The following is an 18,083-nucleotide window of genomic DNA, read 5'->3' as shown; positions in this document are numbered from 1 at the left end:
ACTCACGGTTGCTGTCACTTGATGCGGCGAGCGCACGTCCCTCGGCTATGTTCGGTACCGTACGTCTTACGCGAGGAGTTGCATGCCGAGGTTACGGCTGGGTATCGCCAGCAAAGGGTTCGCATACGTGCTGTCCGGCACCGTCGGAGCGCAATTGATCACCCTGATGGCACTGCCACTGCTATCACGATTGTACTCGCCCGAGGAGTTCGGATACTTTTCTCTGGTTCTTGCGCTCACCGCCATCGTAGGGCCTGCAGCGACTTTGCGATTCGAAACAGCAGCGATGTTGCCTGCTGAAACTCGCGACGTGCGAGCACTAGTGTGGAACGCTCTGCTTGTTAGCGTCGGCGTGGCACTTCTGAGCGGCGGCGTGCTTCAAGTGATCACCTGGAGTGGAATTACGGATCTGTCCAAGTATGATTACATTTCGCTCTGGGTGGGTGCGATGGTTCTCATCTACGCGCTTTTCGCAATATTCAGTCAACTAAGCCTTCGAAACCGGCAGTACGCACTCGTCTCACAGCGTTCGGTTGTACGCGCTGGGGTCACCGCTGCGGGCCAGTTGGGGCTCGGCTTGCTCGGACAGGGCGCTGCTGGACTGACCGCCGGCGCCGCGCTCGGCAACTTGGCGGGCCTCATCGCTATGGCAAAGAGCGCCCGCACGTACCTCCACTACCCTGGTCGCGCTGCTCTGGGCGAGGTGTGGAGAAATTATTGGCGGTTTCCTGTGCTCTTTACGCCGTCCGCACTCTTGAATGCGCTTGGGCTGCAGGCTCCCCTGGTTGGATTTACGTTGATCTACGGTGTATCGATAGGCGGCCAACTTGGGATGGCCGAGCGAATCGTCGGGCTCCCTATTACTCTCGTCGGTGTCGCGATCGGTCAGGTCATCGATGCCGAGGTCTCAAAGCGGGTGCGAGAGCGTAGCGGAGGCCTACATCGGACCTACGTCCGCTACAGCTCGGCCCTGGTGGCCATTGCGGCTCTCGTTGCTCTCGGTTTCGGGGTCTTGGGCGGCTGGGTGGTCCCGTGGCTACTTGGCGCTGATTGGGCGCTCGCTGGGACCGTCGTGCAGATAATGGCGATCACGTCGGCTGTCCGGTTGTTGGGCGGGCCGCTTAGTAAGTTCCTTGTTCTGCTCCAACGCCCGATGCTCACCCTGTCGATGGATGTCTTGCGTGTCGTGATTGTCGCGCTCGGCTTCAGCGTCGTTCTTTCCCTAGGGATCGACTTGATTCCGGCGCTGTGGATCGTCTACTCAGGCTTGTCGGCAACGTACCTCGTGACGTGGGTGTGCGGGCTAGTTGCGGCCAGACAGGAGGACGTGAGCGTTCGCAAATAGGGAGCTTCGCGCAGCCGTTATACTTCAGAACGTGATCAGGACGCGCTCGGAGTACCGCAACTATCTTGAAGCCGATCGCATCTCGCTGGGCCGCTCGAACACGCTCGTGCGACGCCTTTTCGATGAGATCTGGCGGTATCAACGAACCTTGCGCCGAGTCGAGTACCTGTATGGCACTAACGCAAACTTTGCGCGGCGACTGCTTGCAAAATGGAGCCTACGTCGGCAAGGAATCCGTCTGGGCTTCACAATTCACCCAGGGAACTTCGGTCCGGGGCTCTCGATCGCGCACCACGGTACGATCACGGTCAACGCAGGTGCAAGGATCGGAAGGAACTGTCGGATCCACCCGGGAGTTGGGATAGGGACTGCCGCAGGCCAATCCGACGCTGCACCGACTTTGGGCGACAACTGCTATCTGGGCCCGGGCGCCAAACTAATGGGGCCGATTAGCATCGGAGACAACACTGCGGTCGGCGCCAACGCCGTCGTGAACAAGAGCTTCGAGGCTGGCAATGTGACGCTTGGTGGTGTTCCCGCAAAAGTCATCTCGGAGAAGACCTCTGACGGTCTCCTGATCAAGGGGGCTCAGTAGTGGACGGCGCCACTGTGCTACGGGACAATCGGGCCTGATGCAGTCCTCGATGACCACTGTCGAGGGCATGACGCGATCAGCGGCACAGGCCGGGCGCGGGTTCAGGGCAGATGTCCAGGGGATGCGCGCTATCGCGGTTGGGCTTGTGTTGCTCTATCACGCCGGAGTTCCGTTCGTTTCCGGGGGATACATCGGCGTTGACGTCTTTTTCGTCATCTCCGGCTACTTGATCTCCAGCCACTTGCTCGATTCACTCCAGCGCAATGGTCGCATCGACTTTGGGGAGTTCTACGCGCGACGAGTTCGTCGCATTCTGCCCGCTTCGCTCGTAGTCGCTGTCCTCACCGCTGCCGCTGCTGTTGTTGTTGTTCCGCCGCTTGGACTTGAGCGGGTCTTGAAGGACGGACTCGCTACGATTCTGTACGTTCCCAACGTGTGGTTTGCGATTCAGAACACCAACTATCTCGCTGATCATTCGCCGTCACCGTACCAGCACTATTGGTCCCTCGGCGTTGAGGAACAGTTCTACCTGGGCTGGCCGTTGTTGCTTATGGTCTTAGTATTGCTAGTTCGCCGACGTCGCGGTCTTGTGATCGGTGCCATTGCGGTATTCGCGGCCGGAAGTTTCGCACTCGGAATTGTCGTTACTCCGATGAACCAGCCCTACGCATTCTTTCTGCTGCCAACCCGTGCGTGGGAGCTTCTCCTTGGCGCCTTGGTCGCGGCACTGCTGCTTCGCCGCGCGCTGGCAATCCCGAACTGGGTTGCGGCGATTGGTAGCTGGTGCGGCTTGGCGGTAATTCTCGTCTGCTCCGTTGCCTACGATGATCAAACGGTTTTCCCGGGAACCGCGGCCCTTGCGCCGGCCTTGGGCGCTGCGCTGATGATCTTGTTCGGATCAGTTTCCGCAGCTGGCGGCCCCGGCATGGCCCTGGCTACTCGGCCCATGCAGTTCATTGGTCTCATTTCTTACTCTCTGTATCTAGTCCACTGGCCGCTCCTGGTTCTGTCACAGGCAGCCGTGGGTGAACAACATCCGTTAGATACGGGAATCAAGATTCTGATCGGTGTTGTGCTTGCAGTCCCTGCTGCCTGGTTGCTCTTTCGCTTCGTGGAGACCCCACTTCGGTCCCCTAGCTGGCTAACGAAGAGGCGGCCGCGGGTGACTCTGGTCGGTATCTTGGCACTCACCATGGCACTCGCGCTGAGCTTCGGCGTGACCATCGCCTGGTCGAGCACCCGTGACGTGCCTGCCGGTCCGCCGGTGTCGGTAGCCCCGTCAACGCCGCAGGTGCCGCCACACGCGACCGAGGTTCTTCCGAGTAATCTCAGGCCGAAACTTGCCGCTGTGGCGGACGATGTTCCGCGGCTGTACGGGGACGGTTGTCACAATGACTTCGATCGCGCGGAGGTTCAGGAATGTAGGTACGGTGCGAAGAATGCGCACACCCTCGTCGCGCTCTTCGGTGACTCACATGCGGCGCAATGGTTCCCAGCTTTGGCTGACTGGGCGGAGACGAACACCGGCGTCGGGATCGATGTCTACACGAAGTCATCCTGTCCTTCCGCCAACTTGACCGTGCTTGATAAGGGCGTCCCGTATGTATCCTGCGATCGCTGGAGAGACGCCGTCCTGGCCGCTCTCGTCGCAGCGGCACCTGACGTAGTGGTTATTTCCAACTATTCCGCGTATCAGCTGCCCGGAGTCTCAGGGGATAAGCGTGAGACAGCGTGGGGCGAGGGCGTGGAGGAGACGGTCAAGCAACTAGAGGCTGCTGGCAGCCAGGTGTTACTGATTTCCGACACACCCCGCTTTGAGTCTCCGCCACCGACTTGCATCTCGGGAAACCCCACAAGCGTGAAGGAGTGCGCCGGCCCTAGGGCTGACGTCCTTGATGAGCCGTTCTTGATGGCAGAGCGTCACCATGTGGAGCAGGCAGACGGGACTGTGTTGGGTTTGTCGGATTACATCTGCGACGACCAATGGTGTCCTGTCATTGTCGATGACCTTCTGGTCTACCGGGATGTTAATCACCTGACCACGCCGTTCGTGTCGTATCTAGCTCCCGCGCTAAAGCCGGTGCTTGATGAGCTTGTTGCCGGAGGCGCAACTTCGACTCCGTAGAGACCGCTCGCGCCGGGTTCAGGCGTTGTCGTCGCAGCCTCGTCGGCTGGTGGTGGGCTCAGTCGCAACCTGGCGATGTAACGTCCTGGCTGACCTTGCGAACCATAGGGGTGTGCTGGATTACAAATGGTCCGTACTCGCCCGTCGTACCGGCAAATTCAGCCGTCACTGTGTGCGTCTGCGACGGAACATTTTCAACTGCTACCTTTACCGCTCCGCGGCCGAGGTGCTGCACACCCGTGACGCTGGCCGGTTCACCGTCGATCGTTGCGCTCGCAAACGTGGAACCGACCGGTCCGTAGAAGACTAGGTAAGTGGCGACCGTGCCGCGATCAAAGTAGATACCTGGAGCGATGTGGTACGGCAGATGAGGAGCCTGCTCGGGCGTGATCGTATTTGTAAGCACCGCGGTCGTTGTGAACGTTGGGCTGTCGGGCTCGGTGCACTGAGTCGAACTGGCCGATAGGTCGAGTTGCATGTAATAGTCGAGCTTGCTTGAGGTGAAGTCGTTTACATAGACGCCCACGAGTGTGCGATTCTCATTGGTGCTGGGTAGGCGCCCCGAGAGTTTCGACTCGCCTACTAGCCTCGCCTCAGCATCGTCCGACGGCGAGTACAACAGACGATTCTCGTCGATGGCTCGTGCCAAGCTTTCCAGCAGCAGCGCCGGATTCGCCGCCCCCGAGGTTAGTGCGTCGAAGACCGACTTCGCTGCCGCTGCGAAAAACGCATCCTGAAGATACCCGTTCGGATATTTCGAATACGCTTCGTTGAGCAGCATGGGCACGGCGTTTTCGCTAGTGAGGGTGATCGGCTCATCGAATAGCTGCACCAGATTTCCCTCAACCTCGACTGGATCCATAGGGATCACCGCCGGTCCGGTCGCGGCCAAGAGGTAGCTGAGTGCGACAGGGTCAAAAGACACGACGGCATCGACCGGAGTTCCGAATGATTCGGCCCAATACGCGCGAATGATGCTTGCTGATTCGCTGAAGTCCGGGCTCATCGTGGTGTCCGAGATCCAGCGACCAACCTTGTCGCCGTACAGGCCCTCGAGTTCTGGATCGAGCGCGGTAACGGGTTCGGGGCGCTCATTCTCGAAATCGCCACTTGAGGCTTGTTGCGTGATGCTGATCTTGCCCTTGTCGGCCGTGATCATCACGATCGCCGCAGGGTTGCCACCGGTGCCGCGGGACTCGGCGTTGTTCTGGAAGATCGTCAGATAGTTCCGTGGGCCGTCTGCGCCGAGCGCGGCGGGGAGCACACCGAGGATGTCCTTGGCCGGGCCGAGGAGAGGCTGAAGCTCATCGATCGCGCCGATGAGCTGTGTGAGCGCGCCCTCCACCTGAGGGATGAGCGCATCGTGATCGATCGACTCGAGATCAGTTGCTGCTTTGTCGACAGCATCCGACGCCTGGGTCACAGTCGATTGCATGCCAGTGATCGCCTCGAGATTGATGGCGCCGTTGACAGGCGTCAGGGCATTGAGGCTCAGGGCCGTCGCGGGCGTGACAGCGCCAGTAACGAGGTCATCCGTGACAGCCGCGGCGGTCCGCACAGCATGCAGGTTGGGGCCGACAAACGGCACCCACTCCAGACTCTTCCACGTGCCGTCGTCGGTCTGCTCGCGGGCATCCGCTGTTAGCGACGCGAGCTTCGCTGCGGTCGCCTTCGCGCCTTCGCTGTCACCGGAGAGGATCTGATTCTTCGCCGTCGTCGCGAGCGGCATTGCCTGAACAAGGGAGGCTCGAGCGGACATCGCACGGTCATAGATCGGCTTACCGACCAGGACTCCGACAAGAGCGATCACGAGTAGCAGCAGGAGGATCCCCATAGGCACCCAGAAACGGAAACTGCGCAGCAGGGGTCGGCGCGGCTTCTCAGCACGCAGCTCGGCTCTTGTCGTCATGAGGTCCATCGTATTCAGGGAAAGCAGAGGGGAAGCCGTGAGCGTCCGGCTTCCGGGATCGCCTGGGCGCCGCGATACTGTGGCATGGTGAGAGTTCTCCTGACCGGCGGAGCCGGGTTCATCGGATCGCATACGGCCCTTGCCCTCCTTGAAGCCGGTCACTCACCGTTGATCGTGGATGATCTATCGAATGCGCATCCGGACTCGATCAGCAGAATCGCCCAGATCAGTGGAGTTGCAATCCCGGCGCTCATCGTCGACGTGCGGGACGAGGCAGCCGTTTCTGGCTTCCTGCAAGAACACGGCCCCGTCGACGCGGTCATCCATCTGGCCGGATTGAAGGCGGTCGGGGAGTCGGTTGCGCAACCCGAGCGCTACTACGACGTGAATATCGGCAGCACGCTCGCCCTGCTTCGTGTGATGAAGAAGCATGAGATCCACAACCTCGTTTTCTCGAGTTCAGCGACCGTCTACGGCGCCAGCGAGAATGTGCCACACGCTGAGGACGCGCACGTGGGGCACGGCATTTCCAACCCGTATGGCAAGACGAAACACATGATTGAGGAAATCCTTCGCGACGTGAGCGCGGCCGACGAGCAGCTACGCATAACCGCGCTTCGATACTTCAACCCTGTCGGCGCGCACCCGTCGGGGCTCATCGGCGAAGATCCGCGCGGGGTTCCGAACAACCTCATGCCGATTGTCGCCCGCGTGGCCAGCGGAGCGTTGGACTCCGTCGTGGTTTTCGGTGATGACTATCCGACCTCTGACGGCACGGGCGTTCGTGATTACATTCACGTGCAGGATCTTGCGCAGGGGCATGTCCGTGCCGCCGAGAGAGCTCTCCCCGGCTTTGAGGCCATCAACCTCGGGACTGGAGTCCCGGCAAGCGTTCTCGACGTGATTCGCGAGTATGGTGCCGCGGCCGGGCTGAACATCCCCTACCGGGTTGCGAAACGTCGTCCCGGCGACATCGCGGTGTCGTACGCGGACGTTTCGAAGGCGCGTGCGGTGCTCGACTGGCAGGCGAAGCGAACCCTCGCGGACGCGTGCCGCGACGACTGGGCGTGGCAACAGAACGGCGCAAAGCTCCGTCAGGCGTAGATCAGATCCTCAGCGCACGAGCGCAGCGCGCACGATGCGTTCGACGTCGTCGATCCCGGGGGCAAGCTGCGACGCTGAGAGCTCATAGGTCTCCCGCGAGCGGCGGTACGGGTCGATGATGTCGTCCTCGTCTGGCGCGGCAGGAGTCAGCCCGCGCTGCTCGGTCACCGCGAGAGCCGCCGCTCGCAGCCGCTCTCGTGGGTCGTCGCCGGCGGCGTCGGCCGCTGCGCGAGCGGCTTCGGTGCTGAGCGTCGAGGCCAGGCGTGCGAACTCGCGCAGGGTGAATGTGCGCTTGAGCGCGCTCGGCATCAGCTGCACCGAGTGCGACCGGTGCTCGCGTGCCATGGTCAGTACGAGATCCGCATCCTTCAGCATCGGCTCCACCAGGTAGCGAGCGCGGTGACCGGCTGCGGCATCCGGGCCGGCTCCGAGCTCGACCGCGATCTCTTGGGCAGGCTCGGTCATCGTGTGGTCGACCAGCGCGTGCGTGCCGGCACTGTGCACGCGCACGCCCAGGGGCTCGAGGCGAGCGCGCAGCAGTACCTCGGCCATGGGGGAGCGGCAGATGTTGCCGGTGCACACCGTGAGGATCGTCGGACGGTTGTCGTCGACGTCGGGCGCAGTGCTCTGCGGAGCCGGCTCTGGGGCGACGGGGACCGGTGCGGGGTCGGCATCCGCTGTCGATGCCGGCGGCGTCGTCTGAAGGTTCCGACGGCGCCATTCGCGGCGGCTGATGCCCTCGGGCGGGCGGTCGGACGAACGGAAGATCATGGGGTCAAGCGTACGGGGTGGTGCCTTCCTCACCCTTCGACAGGCTCAGGGATCGGATGGCGGTTCAGCGCGCAGCGACAGCGACAGGCGCCGTGCGGAGCGCGGGGCGGCGCTGGACGAACAACCGCACCAGCAAGCATCCGATCGCGGTGCCGAGGGTGTTCGCGATGACGTCGGACAGCGTCGGGTAACGGCTCGGCAGCAGCGTCTGCACGAGTTCGATCGTGGCGCTCGCTGAGTAGCCGATCAGCAGCACCACCCAGGCGTTCGACCGCGGCCACGCGGCCACGAGAAGAAGACCGAGCGGCACGAACAGCGCGATGTTCGCCAGGAACTCGAAGACCGTGTAACTCGTGCCCAGTGCGACGCCGAAGTGCTCGCTGACGTACCGTGCCAAGCGGAACGCGATACCGGTGACCTTCGAGGCCATGGTCGCCGGCAGCCAGACGATCAGTGCCACACCGATGAGGTACGGCACGAGCAGCACGCGCGCCACGGTCGCGAACGGGGGAGTGCGGGTGTCAGGCATGAGGGGAGTCTAGAGCGGGGTGCCTTGGGAACGGCTTACCGCCGGATGTCGCTGGTCGATTGTGACAGTTGACGGACGTTGCAAGGAGCTGGGGACATGACATCGATTCCGCCGGCCGGGTGGTACCCGGATCCCTCTGTTGACGGTGCGGGCCAGCAGCGCTGGTGGGACGGCGCCGCCTGGACCGCACAGGTGCAGCCTGCCGCACTGCCGGCGTACGCGCTGCTGCCACCGCCATCCGCACCCGACGCGAGCAGTCCCGCCAAACGTCGGCTGCCGCTGTGGGCCTGGCTGTTGATCGGTATCGCCGCCGTCCTGCTCGGACTGATCCTCTCGCCGATCTTCGCGCCGCTGTGGCTCGTCGTGCTCATCACCGGCATCGTCGCGCTCGTGAAGAACACGCCTACCTGGCTGCGGTTCCGCGACCGCAAGGTCGCGACGATCGTCACGGCCATCTCAGCCGTCGCCTTCCTCCTCACCGGAAGCATCGCCAGCGCCGTCATCGGAGGGACTGCGAACCCGCCAGCGGCGGAGCCGGCGCCGGCGGCCACCACGGAAGCACCGGCGACTCCGGCGTCGACGCCGACTCCTACCCCCACGCCGCTCGAGGATGACGCCGAGCCGGCCGCCTTCGTCGGCGAAGTCGGCACCGCCTCGGACGCGTCAGCGACCGAGGGGATGACCGCCTTCGAGGTGCTCGACACACTCCCGATCAAGGGGCGCGCCCCGAAGACCGGATACGACCGCGACCAGTTCGGTCAGCGCTGGCTCGACGTCGACCGCAACGGATGCGATACCCGCAACGACACGCTCGCGGCGCAGCTGACCGACATCATCCGCTCCGGCCCCTGCCGCGTCACCTCCGGCATCCTCGACGATCCGTTCACCGGACGGACGATCGACTTCGAGCGCGGACAGGGAACTTCTGAACTCGTGCAGATCGATCACGTGGTCGCCCTCTCGGACGCATGGCAGAAGGGCGCTCAGCAGCTCACCGCCGACCAGCGCGCGTCGTTCGCGAACGACCCGCTCAACCTCCTCGCCGTCGACGGCAAGGCGAACGCCCAGAAGAGCGATGGGGATGCCGCCACCTGGCTGCCCTCGAACAAAAGCTTCCGGTGCGAGTACGTCGCTCGCCAGGTCTCGGTCAAGGCGACCTACGGACTGTGGGTGACCCAGGCGGAGCACGACGCGATCGCACGTGTGCTCGGCGACTGCGCCGATGAACCCGCCATGACGTCAAAGTACGCGGCCGCGGCGCCGGTCGCCGAGGTCACGCCCGAGCCTGCGCCTGTCGTGCCGCCGAAGCCGGTTCCGGCGAAGCCCGTACCCGTCGCGCCGGCACCTACTCCTCCGAAGCCGGCGCCAGCGAAGCCCGTGCCGGTTGCGCCAGCGCCGCCTTCGAACGTGTACTACGAGAACTGCACGGCTGTCCGCAACGCGGGCGCGGCGCCCATCAGGACGGGCGACCCCGGGTACAGCCGGAAGCTCGACAGGGACGGGGACGGCATCGGCTGCGAGTGATGCGTGTGGGCGTCTCTCTTTGCGCGGTCAGCCTTCCGGAACGATTCGGGAATCCATCCCGACCGTCGACGATCGCAGGAGGACATCGTGACCACCCAGAGCGCGACCACGACCGAGACCGCACAGACCCGCATCCCGCCCACCGAACTCACCGGCGTCTTCGGCACATTCGTTGGCTGCTCGGCGAGGACGGCACCGACGAGGCGGATGATGCTGTCGCGGTTCGGGACGATCCCGCCGTCGGTGCGGCGGCGGATCGCCCGCTTGAGGCGCGTTCGGGTTGTTCGACCAGACCTGCCGCCGGCCTTTCTGGCCATCCCCCGTTGCGATCGCCGCAGGGTGCGCGGCTGATACGTCAGAGTCCGCCGCAGACGAACCGGCCGAATCGGTGGTCGCCGGTCTCGCGCTCAATCCCGGCGAGGGCTTCGGTGACCCGATGGCGGTGAACTTCGTTCCCACGACGGACCGATGGACCTTCGACGGCGGCAATCACGTCGAAGTCCCTGCTGTGATGCCCGGCGTCGGGATTCCGCTTGAACCGACGCTTCTCAATAGAGAAGGTGCGTTCGCTGGTGCGTCGTCCACGATCACCATGCAAGAGGTCAATTCTGCGGTCCTCGAGCAAGCTGTCCCTGATCGGGAGCTGACCTACAACTGCCAGCGCGAATAGATTGCGGGGGCCCGACGGGTAGCGGAAACTCGGGCGTTACGACGCGCTACTTGGCTGGCGGTCGCGATGAGAGCGCGCGCTCGACGCCCGAGCCGGCGCAGGCCCCGCCGATGGGCGAATGCGCATCAGTCCTGTAACGGAGACCTGGGAGCGATGACGTCCGTGGTATTTAAAGAGGGTAATCACCCGAGTTGCACCTCGAGAAATAGATCGCAGATGACGAACATGCCCGAAGCGGACTCGATCGCTGAGTTCGCCGCATCTCTACGCGCGCTCCGCCTGGAGGCCAACAGCCCCACGTTGAGTCGCTTGCATCACGACACCGACATCTCACGAAGCGTTCTCTCTGATGCCTTCGGTGGCAAACGCCTCCCGTCCGCACGGACCGTCGACAGGATTGTCCGCTCGCTCGATAATGACAGCACCGAGTGGGTGCGGCGTCGTGATCTGCTCGCAACGTCACTGCTCGAAGGCGAGTCCGCAGACACTTCAACTGAGCCACCCGAAAGTCTGACGGCTACGGGGTGGCCACGGCGCACGGCCTTGATGGTCGCTGCTGCAGCGTTCGCATGCGGACTCATTGTCTCTGGCGGGATCAGCTGGGCGGTCACGAGTACCGTCGTCGAGCAGGCGAAGTTCACCGCGGCGCAGGCGGTGCGCGACGAGCTGGCCAACGCCTCCACGAACCCACGCGCACAGATCAATGTGCACAACGGCGTGGACCCGGCGATGACGGAATGCGTGAACGATGCAGAAGTCGCTACGTCCTCGCCGCGGACGAACGACACGCTTCTCGAAATTATCTGGTCGAACAAGTGCTATGCCGGCTGGGCTCGCGTCACCCGTTACGACGAACAGATCTCAGGTAACTCGGTGACGGTGGCCATCTATCCGGAAACTGCCGCGCAAGGACCAGACCGTCAGGCCGCAACAGAGCCCAACGTGCAAGGGGCGTACACGACACTCGTCGTGCGCCCGACCCCTCAGACTCGGCTGTGCACAGTGGGGGCGATCACCGTTGACGGGACGAGTATCGACTTGGGCGAGCCCCTCTGCATCTGAGCTGTCGGATACTTCCGGACACAACCGAAACAGACGGTTCCGGACGCCCTCGAGCACACCGCAACGCTTGAATGGCGCCTGGGGAAGTCGCCTGCCTGGCGCGCCGCCATGGGGGGCACGAAGGTAACCAGGTAGGTGCACCCGTTCTTTCTGACTAACGAAGAATGGATACCGCTGTGGAAACCAAGAGTCCTGTTCTCGGCTACGTGCTCATCGGCATAGGCGCCATCCTCGCAGCCATCGGCCTCATCTGGGGCGTGGTCGTCGGCTTTTACGCAAGTGACCTACCTCTTCTGCTCGGCCTGCTCGCCGTCGGTGCGGGCCTGTTGTGGTTCGGGCAGCGCTTGTCGCAAGCAGCCAAGCGAAGCAATGTCGAGCGGCGTATCGCCGATCGCGATGCGACGGAGCAGTAAGATGGCCGCGATCGATGACAAGATGAGCGCCTTGAACTTCGCAGTGACATCGACGAAGCCTCTGGAGAAGATCGCACAGTCGATTACTGACGCCGCGGATCTGGCCGGTGCCGGTGGCGGGAAGATCACGATCACACAGAAGAACCCGACGACCTTCACCGGCGTGGTGAAGAACTTCGTTCGAGTCACACACGGAGACTTCACACTTACGGTCACCGATGCGCCAGATGGTGAAAGTCGCCGAGTGCAATTCTCTGTTGGGGACTACATGCGTGTACGGGACACGATGCTCGCGTTCATCCCCGTGTCGCCGTGGAGCGCGCCGGCGTACAAGCCATTCCGCACATTCAGCGACCACCTGCGCCAGAAGCTCTGAGGCGATGAGCGACGCACGCTCACTGGTAGCACGCCGAGCCAAAGCGGGTCGTCGACGCTGGATCAGAAAGCTGGCAATGCCCGCTGGTGCGATGCTCCTCCTCCTCCTCACTGCAGCGCTGGCCGGGTGTGGAACTGGAGAACCACCGCAGACGTCCGCGACGCCGGCACCGGCGGCTGAGTCGCCGCCGCCTTCAGCGTCACCGTCTCCACAGGCGCCGATCGCTTTCACCGACGCGGTGCTGCAGGGCGACGTTTACGAATCAGGCATGGGAGCCGAACTTGTCCTCGTCCGGCCGGACGACGAGCCGGATCAGGCATATCTGTATTCGATGACGGCGCAGGTGCCAGGTCTGATTCACCTCGACGTAGCTGTTAACGAAGACATCGCGGGAGTGCACTGGGCGGTCGAGCAGGATCCCGACTCGGACCCGAAGGCGGTGGCGCTGGTCTACGTCACTACAGAGGCCTCCGGACTCAACGCTGTTCCTGACCGGGTTCAGATGCGAGTGTACGACGAGCGCGGCGATGAGCTTCTACGCGAAGATCTCGGGAACGGCATCGTCGGCACGCCAATCGAACCAGGGTGGGATTTCACAGCAGATCCGTCCGCATACGGAACACTCGTCGCCGGCGTCTTGGTTTTCAGCACCGAACTCGAGGACGGCACATTCGTCGTCGTCGGCTACGACATCGAAGACGCGAGCGAGCTCTGGCGCACAGCCGGTGCCATCAGGCCAGAGGAAGCAGGTGCCCCTCTGGCGAACGGACTGGTTGCGCTTGATTGGCAAGAGACTCTGAGCGCGTTCGACCCGCGCACTGGTGCCATCCGGTGGACGGCGCCACAGATGAATTCCGTCCATGCTCAGGGCGCCGTGTCTCAGTACCTCACCGCTTACGAGTCCGCGTCTGCGTGGATCGGCCCCGATCCCGTCACGTTCCTCGACATCGATACGGGAAGCGTGCTGGACCCTGCGCAGAAGTTTCACTCGTATGCCGTGGACCAGCTCACCGGGGGCATGTCATTCGCATGGTATGTCCTCGACGGGGGCAGCTCCGATGAGCCTGGGTTCCTCGTCCGCAGCGCCGATGGTGAGGAGACGATCTCCCTCGATGCGAACAGCGCACACGCCGCCGGCGTCGAAGACGTGGTCGGGATGTGGAACGGGCTCATCTGGCTCACCAACAGCTCAGGTCTCGACGTGGTGGACGCGAGCACGGGAGACCGCATCAGCCAGATAACCGAGTCGTACGAGGTGCTGCGCGTTCCCGAAGACGCACGAGCCAGCTGGACGCTTCTTCGCATCGACGGCGGAACCTTCAGCGACGACACCCTCATTCTCGCCAGACATCCCCAGGGGGAACCAACCGTGGACGATCTCAACATCTTCACCCGGCCGGAGGCACCCCAATGAACCGCCCATGCGCAACATCACTGAGGGTCGTCGTTGACGATTCAATGATCAGCTTCAGGCGTGGCGGTCCGCTGATGGCATTGGTTGTATCAAGCGCGGTACTCGTCGGATGCAGCGCGGCCGGCGTCCCCGAGACAGAGAAGCCGCCCACTCCGGCGAAGTTCATCGAGGGAGACTGGCAGTGCCTGACCACAAGCGAAGACGGCAACTCCGACAACGAGTACACCTATCACCTGAAGGTAACCGCTTCGCACATCTCAATCGGCACTGCGCGTACGGGCGAAGATCTCTACTGGACGCAGTACGACTACACGTTGGCAGTAAACGGAACACTCACAACAGTGCCCGAGAACGGCGGCCCGGGATGGGTGATTCAGCTTCCGGACGAGCTCAGCTATGAGAGTGTCAACGCCGCGCGAATCGCGGAGGGATGGGCCGAGAGTCTAGAGGTATCTGTAGCGCCCGATTCGGCTCGATGGACAGGCCAAACGGGCCTCGATTGGGACTGCGAACGAGGCGACTTCGAGGACGATGGCAACACGTTCGTATCGGCCGAGCACAGCACAGGAAACGAATGGAGAAGCATCAGATGAAGATCGACGCCCTGAACACGCTCGGGCGCTACTCAAGCGCATTCATTGTCGCTGCCGCCTTGGTTCTCGTATCCGGATGCGCAGCAAGCAACACGTCGGCCGGACCTGCGGTGACTGGTGGCGGTGGTGGTGGCGATTCTGCAACAGAGCAGACCATCGTTACGGAACCGACAGGCCTCCCGTTCAGCCACTGGCCCACGTGCTTTTATTACAACCAACTCGAGTCGACCGACGCCGCCATTCAACTCATCGGTGAAGCGTATGGCAACCCAGATCTCTCTGAAGAAGAGGGCTGGGACACAATGGCGGGCCTTCAGGATGCGTGCGCTATGACATATTCATCCGATACCTCGATTCTGCGCGTTCTTCAGGATTGGCAGCCTGACTCTCCTCTCCAGACCGTCGCCTGGACCGCTACCGAGGGCGAAGGGTCCTGGGGCGGTCGGAACTTTCCCGCTATGGTCGACGACTACCGGTTAGTCAGCGAAGCGGAGTATGCCGAGTTCTCTGCGATGTACCCAGGCGGAACCGTGTGCACATTCCTCGGCGGCGCGCTCGCAGGCGAAACAGTGGCGAGCGACGGCGTCGAATTGAGCAACGTGGAATACGCCAAGGCCTACTACACCTCGTCCTCGGACAGCATGGCCGCGCAAGGTTGCGATTCAACCGGAAGTATCATCTCGGTCACATATACCGCGTCCGAGAATATCGGTTTTCTAGCGGACCAGCCGGCAGACAGTAACGGCAATCACTGCCAAACCGTCGCGACGAACATGTGCGGTGTTTCTGTTGCCGGCGGCAGTTGGAACGCAGCAGACCTGTCCAGTGATGTCCCGCTGGACAGGGTGTCAGGCTTCCTGCAGACCGTCATGGCTGCGAATTGAGCTCACCGACGAGTCGTCGGCAGTGCTCGTCGCCCGCTTGTTCTGCACGTAGTTGTTCACCTGCGGGTTGCGCACCCATGCTGGGATCCGCCCTGACCGGGCACCGGATTCGGCAGCACCGTCGAAGCTCGGGCTGTTCGAGGCGGATTCGGGCACAATGGGAGGGTGTACATGTCAACCGAGACGATCACAGTGCTCATCAGCACCGTGTCGATGCTGCTCGCGTTCGCCGGCGCGTTCGGTTGGATGATCCATCGCGTGGATGCGGGCAACGCCGACGTGAAGGCCGAGTTGAAGGCCGACTTCGGATCGAGGATCGATGAGCTCGGTTCGCGGGTCGACAGGCTCGGCACACGGGTGGACAACCTCGTGGGTGAGCTGGTCGAGGTGAAGATCGCTGTCGCCCGCATCGAGGGGACGCCGCGGCGCCTGATCACCGGTCGGTGATCGCCGACGATTGACGTCGGCGCGCTGGAGTGCACGGGGGGACTGCGCCCGCGGCATCCGCGGCAGTGCTGGACGCGGCCCTTCGACCGACTCAGGGATCGGTCTGCGGATCAGCACATCGCCCGCCATCCGCAGATTGACCACGTAGCCGCCCTTCGGATGCGTGGCAGAAGGGTGCCGAGTAGCTCTCCGCCAACGAGCGCGCGTCGTTCGCGAACGACCCATGAACCTCCTCGCCGGCGTCGCCTGCGAGTGATGCGCGCGGGTGACTCCTCCTGCACAGTCGGCGTTCCGTAGCGTTTCTTGACGATTCTTGGGACCCGCTCTGCTTGCGTCGGAGGCCGTCGGTAGTGTCATCCGCAACGCACATCCGGGCAGATCTCGGGCAGAATAGGAGGGTGTACATGTCGACCGAGACGATCACGGTGCTCATCAGCACCGCGTCGATGCTGCTGGCGCTCGCCGGCGCGTTCGGTTGGATGATCCATCGCATGGACGCGGGCAACGCCGAGTTGAAGGCCGATCTCGGCTCGCGGATCGACAGACTCGGTACGCGGGTGGACAACCTCGCGGGTGAGCTGGTCGAGGTCAAGATCGCCGTCGACCGCATCGAGGGGACGCCGCGGCACCTGATCACCGGTCGGTGATCGCCGACGGTTGACGTCGGCTCGGGGCGCGGGATCGAATGCGCGCTGTCACAGGCGCGCAGCATCCGGTGTCTTCATGTCGACGGAACGATCGGGAATCCATCCCGGCCGTCGATCGCAGGAGGACATCATGCCCACCCAGAGCGCGCCCACGACCGAGACCTCGCAGACCCGCATCCCGGCGGCCGAACTCACCGGCATCTTCGGCACAGTGGTGAAGATCGCCGCCCGGCGCATGCTCGGTCGGGTGCCCGATTCGATGGGAGTGCTCGCGCACCATCCCGCTCTCATGCAGGCATCGATGGGCATCGGGCGCAAGATCGAGGCGCTCGACGAGCTCGACGACGACCTTACGACCTACGCCGTGATGGCGACGGCAGCGCACATCGGATGCAGCTGGTGTCTCGACTTCAACTACTACAAGGCGCACAACGACGGGCTCGACGAGGCCAAGGCCCGGCAGGTGCCGAACTGGCGCGCGGCATCCGTCTTCACACCCCTCGAGCGCAACGTCATGGAGTACGCCGAGGCGATGTGCGAGACCCCGCCCGCCGTCACGGACGAGCTCTCGGCCGCGTTGCTGGCTGAGCTCGGACCGGCAGCGCTCATCGAGCTCGCGGCCCGGGTCGCATTCATGAACATGAGTGCGCGCATGAACGTCGCGCTCGGCATCCATTCTGAGGGTTACGCCGAATCGTGCGAGTTGCCGCCGCTCGCGACGCGGTCGACAGATTCGACCACGGATGCCGCCGCCGAGCCCGGGCGAGCGGCCGGCGTAGGCTCGGGGTCATGACCGACGACCCGTTCGTCACCCACCGCAACCTGCTCTTCACGGTCGCCTACGAGATGCTCGGGTCGGCGGCCGACGCCGAGGACGTGCTGCAGGAGTCGTGGCTGCGATGGGACGGAGCCGACCAGTCCGACGTGCGCGATCCGCGTGCATACCTCGTGCGGATCGTGACCCGCCAGGCTCTGAACCATCTGCGCGCCATCTCGCGCCGGCGCGAGACCTACGTCGGAGAGTGGCTGCCCGAGCCGCTGCTGACGAGTCCGGATGTGGCGGACGACGTCGAACTCGCCGAGAGCGTGTCGATCGCGATGCTCACCGTGCTCGAGACGCTCGGGCACACCGAACGGGCGGTGTTCGTGCTGCGTGAGGTGTTCGACGTGCCCTACGACGAGATCGCATCGGCCGTCGACAAGACGCCCGCTGCGGTCCGGCAGATCGCTCACCGGGCGAAGGAGCACGTCGCGGCGCGGCGTCCGCGGGTGAACGTCGAGCGCGCGGAGCAGGAGGCCGTCGTCGCGCGGTTCGTCGCGGCGGTCAACTCCGGCGACCTGCAGGGGCTCATGGATGTGCTCGCCCCCGACGTCGTATCGGTCGCCGATGGCGGCGGGGTGGTGCGCGGTGCTGCTCGACGGCCGATCGTCGGCGCCGACAAGATCAGCCGTTACCTGCTCGGCGGACTCGCGAAGCTCGGGATGCCGTTCGAGGCGCGCCCGACATGGGTGAACGGCCACCCGGCGATCCGCGGCGAGGTCGATGGTGCGCTTGCCGGCGCGATCTGCTTCGAGATCGAGGGCGGACGCATCACGCGCATCTTCTCGATCGCCAATCCGCACAAGCTCGGCCGGCTCGATGTGGAGGCGGAGCTGGCGCGGTAGGGATGCTGTC

At 63.5% G+C, this 18,083-nt stretch carries 20 protein-coding genes and 1 pseudogene; 16 read left to right on the top strand and 5 right to left on the bottom strand.

Annotated elements, in window-relative coordinates; translation table 11 throughout:
- The first annotated feature begins 127 nt into the window (after window positions 1–127).
- From KHB019_RS06080 to KHB019_RS06070, 3 genes are read left to right on the top strand one after another with little or no spacing between them, the layout of a single operon-like run.
- Window positions 128–1,345, top strand: coding sequence for a lipopolysaccharide biosynthesis protein (locus tag KHB019_RS06080; protein ID WP_337458329.1), 1,218 nt, complete (start codon window positions 128–130; stop codon window positions 1,343–1,345).
- A 31-nt stretch (window positions 1,346–1,376) separates the two neighbouring features.
- The gene (locus KHB019_RS06075; RefSeq protein ID WP_337458328.1) at window positions 1,377–1,940 is read left to right on the top strand and encodes a serine O-acetyltransferase; all 564 of its coding nucleotides are present in this window, start codon (window positions 1,377–1,379) and stop codon (window positions 1,938–1,940) included.
- Between the two features lie 49 nt (window positions 1,941–1,989).
- Window positions 1,990–4,065, top strand: a complete 2,076-nt coding sequence (locus KHB019_RS06070) for an acyltransferase family protein (protein ID WP_337458327.1) — start codon at window positions 1,990–1,992, stop codon at window positions 4,063–4,065.
- A gap of 58 nt (window positions 4,066–4,123) precedes the next feature.
- Here KHB019_RS06070 and KHB019_RS06065 read toward each other — a convergent pair whose 3' ends face one another.
- Entirely contained in the window at window positions 4,124–5,974 is a 1,851-nt protein-coding gene (locus KHB019_RS06065) for a DUF4012 domain-containing protein (protein ID WP_337458326.1), read from the bottom strand.
- A gap of 84 nt (window positions 5,975–6,058) precedes the next feature.
- Between KHB019_RS06065 and galE the strand changes: the two genes are divergently transcribed.
- Window positions 6,059–7,078 (top strand): UDP-glucose 4-epimerase GalE, encoded by a 1,020-nt coding sequence (gene galE / locus KHB019_RS06060; protein WP_337458325.1) that lies wholly within the window; start codon window positions 6,059–6,061, stop codon window positions 7,076–7,078.
- Window positions 7,079–7,087: 9 nt separating this feature from the next.
- Here galE and KHB019_RS06055 read toward each other — a convergent pair whose 3' ends face one another.
- Both KHB019_RS06055 and KHB019_RS06050 read right to left on the bottom strand, forming a co-directional pair.
- Window positions 7,088–7,849 (bottom strand): arsenate reductase/protein-tyrosine-phosphatase family protein, encoded by a 762-nt coding sequence (locus KHB019_RS06055; RefSeq protein ID WP_337458324.1) that lies wholly within the window; start codon window positions 7,847–7,849, stop codon window positions 7,088–7,090.
- Between the two features lie 64 nt (window positions 7,850–7,913).
- Entirely contained in the window at window positions 7,914–8,378 is a 465-nt protein-coding gene (locus KHB019_RS06050) for a VanZ family protein (RefSeq protein ID WP_337458323.1), read from the bottom strand.
- Window positions 8,379–8,474: 96 nt separating this feature from the next.
- Here KHB019_RS06050 and KHB019_RS06045 point away from each other — a divergent pair, with 96 nt between their 5' ends.
- The gene (locus tag KHB019_RS06045; protein WP_337458322.1) at window positions 8,475–9,902 is read left to right on the top strand and encodes a GmrSD restriction endonuclease domain-containing protein; all 1,428 of its coding nucleotides are present in this window, start codon (window positions 8,475–8,477) and stop codon (window positions 9,900–9,902) included.
- Window positions 9,903–10,078: 176 nt separating this feature from the next.
- Here KHB019_RS06045 and KHB019_RS06040 read toward each other — a convergent pair.
- Window positions 10,079–10,199 (bottom strand): annotated as a pseudogene (locus KHB019_RS06040) (transposase); the annotation flags it as partial.
- On the opposite strand from KHB019_RS06040, the gene KHB019_RS06035 reads away from it, so the two are divergent.
- The 7 genes from KHB019_RS06035 (at window position 10,183) to KHB019_RS06005 (ending at window position 15,314) form a co-directional block, all read left to right on the top strand.
- Window positions 10,183–10,572: a hypothetical protein gene (locus tag KHB019_RS06035; protein ID WP_325470992.1), complete on the top strand. Its 390-nt coding sequence runs from the start codon at window positions 10,183–10,185 to the stop codon at window positions 10,570–10,572. The pseudogene KHB019_RS06040 and the gene KHB019_RS06035 overlap by 17 nt on opposite strands.
- Before the next feature lie 216 nt (window positions 10,573–10,788).
- Complete coding sequence (locus KHB019_RS06030; RefSeq protein ID WP_325470919.1) at window positions 10,789–11,634, top strand: DUF2690 domain-containing protein; 846 nt, start codon at window positions 10,789–10,791, stop codon at window positions 11,632–11,634.
- Window positions 11,635–11,810: 176 nt separating this feature from the next.
- Complete coding sequence (locus KHB019_RS06025) at window positions 11,811–12,047, top strand: hypothetical protein (protein WP_325470920.1); 237 nt, start codon at window positions 11,811–11,813, stop codon at window positions 12,045–12,047.
- 1 nt (window position 12,048) lies between these two features.
- Window positions 12,049–12,423 (top strand): hypothetical protein, encoded by a 375-nt coding sequence (locus KHB019_RS06020; RefSeq protein ID WP_325470921.1) that lies wholly within the window; start codon window positions 12,049–12,051, stop codon window positions 12,421–12,423.
- A 268-nt stretch (window positions 12,424–12,691) separates the two neighbouring features.
- A complete protein-coding gene (locus tag KHB019_RS06015; protein WP_325470922.1) occupies window positions 12,692–13,837 on the top strand; it encodes a hypothetical protein in 1,146 nt (381 codons plus the stop codon).
- A 74-nt stretch (window positions 13,838–13,911) separates the two neighbouring features.
- Entirely contained in the window at window positions 13,912–14,430 is a 519-nt protein-coding gene (locus KHB019_RS06010; protein WP_337458321.1) for a hypothetical protein, read from the top strand.
- On the top strand, window positions 14,427–15,314 hold the full coding sequence (locus KHB019_RS06005; RefSeq protein ID WP_337458320.1) for a hypothetical protein: 888 nt from the start codon (window positions 14,427–14,429) through the stop codon (window positions 15,312–15,314). Before KHB019_RS06010 ends, KHB019_RS06005 begins: the two co-directional genes overlap by 4 nt.
- Here KHB019_RS06005 and KHB019_RS06000 read toward each other — a convergent pair.
- A complete protein-coding gene (locus KHB019_RS06000) occupies window positions 15,279–15,470 on the bottom strand; it encodes a hypothetical protein (protein WP_337458319.1) in 192 nt (63 codons plus the stop codon). The genes KHB019_RS06005 and KHB019_RS06000 overlap by 36 nt on opposite strands.
- A 15-nt stretch (window positions 15,471–15,485) precedes the next feature.
- Here KHB019_RS06000 and KHB019_RS05995 point away from each other — a divergent pair, with 15 nt between their 5' ends.
- From KHB019_RS05995 to KHB019_RS05980, 4 genes are all read left to right on the top strand, one after another.
- The gene (locus KHB019_RS05995) at window positions 15,486–15,761 is read left to right on the top strand and encodes a hypothetical protein (RefSeq protein WP_337458318.1); all 276 of its coding nucleotides are present in this window, start codon (window positions 15,486–15,488) and stop codon (window positions 15,759–15,761) included.
- A 404-nt stretch (window positions 15,762–16,165) separates the two neighbouring features.
- Window positions 16,166–16,408, top strand: a complete 243-nt coding sequence (locus tag KHB019_RS05990; protein WP_337458317.1) for a hypothetical protein — start codon at window positions 16,166–16,168, stop codon at window positions 16,406–16,408.
- Window positions 16,409–16,538: 130 nt separating this feature from the next.
- Window positions 16,539–17,201 carry a carboxymuconolactone decarboxylase family protein gene (locus tag KHB019_RS05985; protein ID WP_337458316.1) on the top strand — a complete coding sequence of 221 codons (663 nt, stop codon included), beginning with the start codon at window positions 16,539–16,541 and terminating at the stop codon, window positions 17,199–17,201.
- Window positions 17,198–18,073: an RNA polymerase sigma-70 factor gene (locus KHB019_RS05980; RefSeq protein ID WP_337458315.1), complete on the top strand. Its 876-nt coding sequence runs from the start codon at window positions 17,198–17,200 to the stop codon at window positions 18,071–18,073. Before KHB019_RS05985 ends, KHB019_RS05980 begins: the two co-directional genes overlap by 4 nt.
- Window positions 18,074–18,083 lie beyond the last annotated feature (10 nt).

Source organism: Microbacterium sp. KHB019 (assembly GCF_037285405.1).
Lineage (GTDB): Bacteria > Actinomycetota > Actinomycetes > Actinomycetales > Microbacteriaceae > Microbacterium.
This window is presented reverse-complemented; position numbering and strand designations above follow the sequence as displayed.

Bases quoted from the DNA above. Each gene is read 5' to 3' on its own strand.
- KHB019_RS06070 (WP_337458327.1), top strand. From the start codon at position 1,990: ATGACCACTGTCGAGGGCATGACGCGATCAGCGGCACAGGCCGGGCGC.
- KHB019_RS06065 (WP_337458326.1), bottom strand. From the start codon at position 5,974: ATGACGACAAGAGCCGAGCTGCGTGCTGAGAAGCCGCGCCGACCCCTG.
- galE (WP_337458325.1), top strand. From the start codon at position 6,059: ATGGTGAGAGTTCTCCTGACCGGCGGAGCCGGGTTCATCGGATCGCAT.
- KHB019_RS06055 (WP_337458324.1), bottom strand. From the start codon at position 7,849: ATGATCTTCCGTTCGTCCGACCGCCCGCCCGAGGGCATCAGCCGCCGC.
- KHB019_RS06050 (WP_337458323.1), bottom strand. From the start codon at position 8,378: ATGCCTGACACCCGCACTCCCCCGTTCGCGACCGTGGCGCGCGTGCTG.
- KHB019_RS06045 (WP_337458322.1), top strand. From the start codon at position 8,475: ATGACATCGATTCCGCCGGCCGGGTGGTACCCGGATCCCTCTGTTGAC.
- KHB019_RS06030 (WP_325470919.1), top strand. From the start codon at position 10,789: ATGACGAACATGCCCGAAGCGGACTCGATCGCTGAGTTCGCCGCATCT.
- KHB019_RS06020 (WP_325470921.1), top strand. From the start codon at position 12,049: ATGGCCGCGATCGATGACAAGATGAGCGCCTTGAACTTCGCAGTGACA.
- KHB019_RS06015 (WP_325470922.1), top strand. From the start codon at position 12,692: ATGGGAGCCGAACTTGTCCTCGTCCGGCCGGACGACGAGCCGGATCAG.
- KHB019_RS06010 (WP_337458321.1), top strand. From the start codon at position 13,912: ATGGCATTGGTTGTATCAAGCGCGGTACTCGTCGGATGCAGCGCGGCC.
- KHB019_RS06005 (WP_337458320.1), top strand. From the start codon at position 14,427: ATGAAGATCGACGCCCTGAACACGCTCGGGCGCTACTCAAGCGCATTC.
- KHB019_RS05995 (WP_337458318.1), top strand. From the start codon at position 15,486: ATGTCAACCGAGACGATCACAGTGCTCATCAGCACCGTGTCGATGCTG.
- KHB019_RS05990 (WP_337458317.1), top strand. From the start codon at position 16,166: ATGTCGACCGAGACGATCACGGTGCTCATCAGCACCGCGTCGATGCTG.
- KHB019_RS05985 (WP_337458316.1), top strand. From the start codon at position 16,539: ATGCCCACCCAGAGCGCGCCCACGACCGAGACCTCGCAGACCCGCATC.
- KHB019_RS05980 (WP_337458315.1), top strand. From the start codon at position 17,198: ATGACCGACGACCCGTTCGTCACCCACCGCAACCTGCTCTTCACGGTC.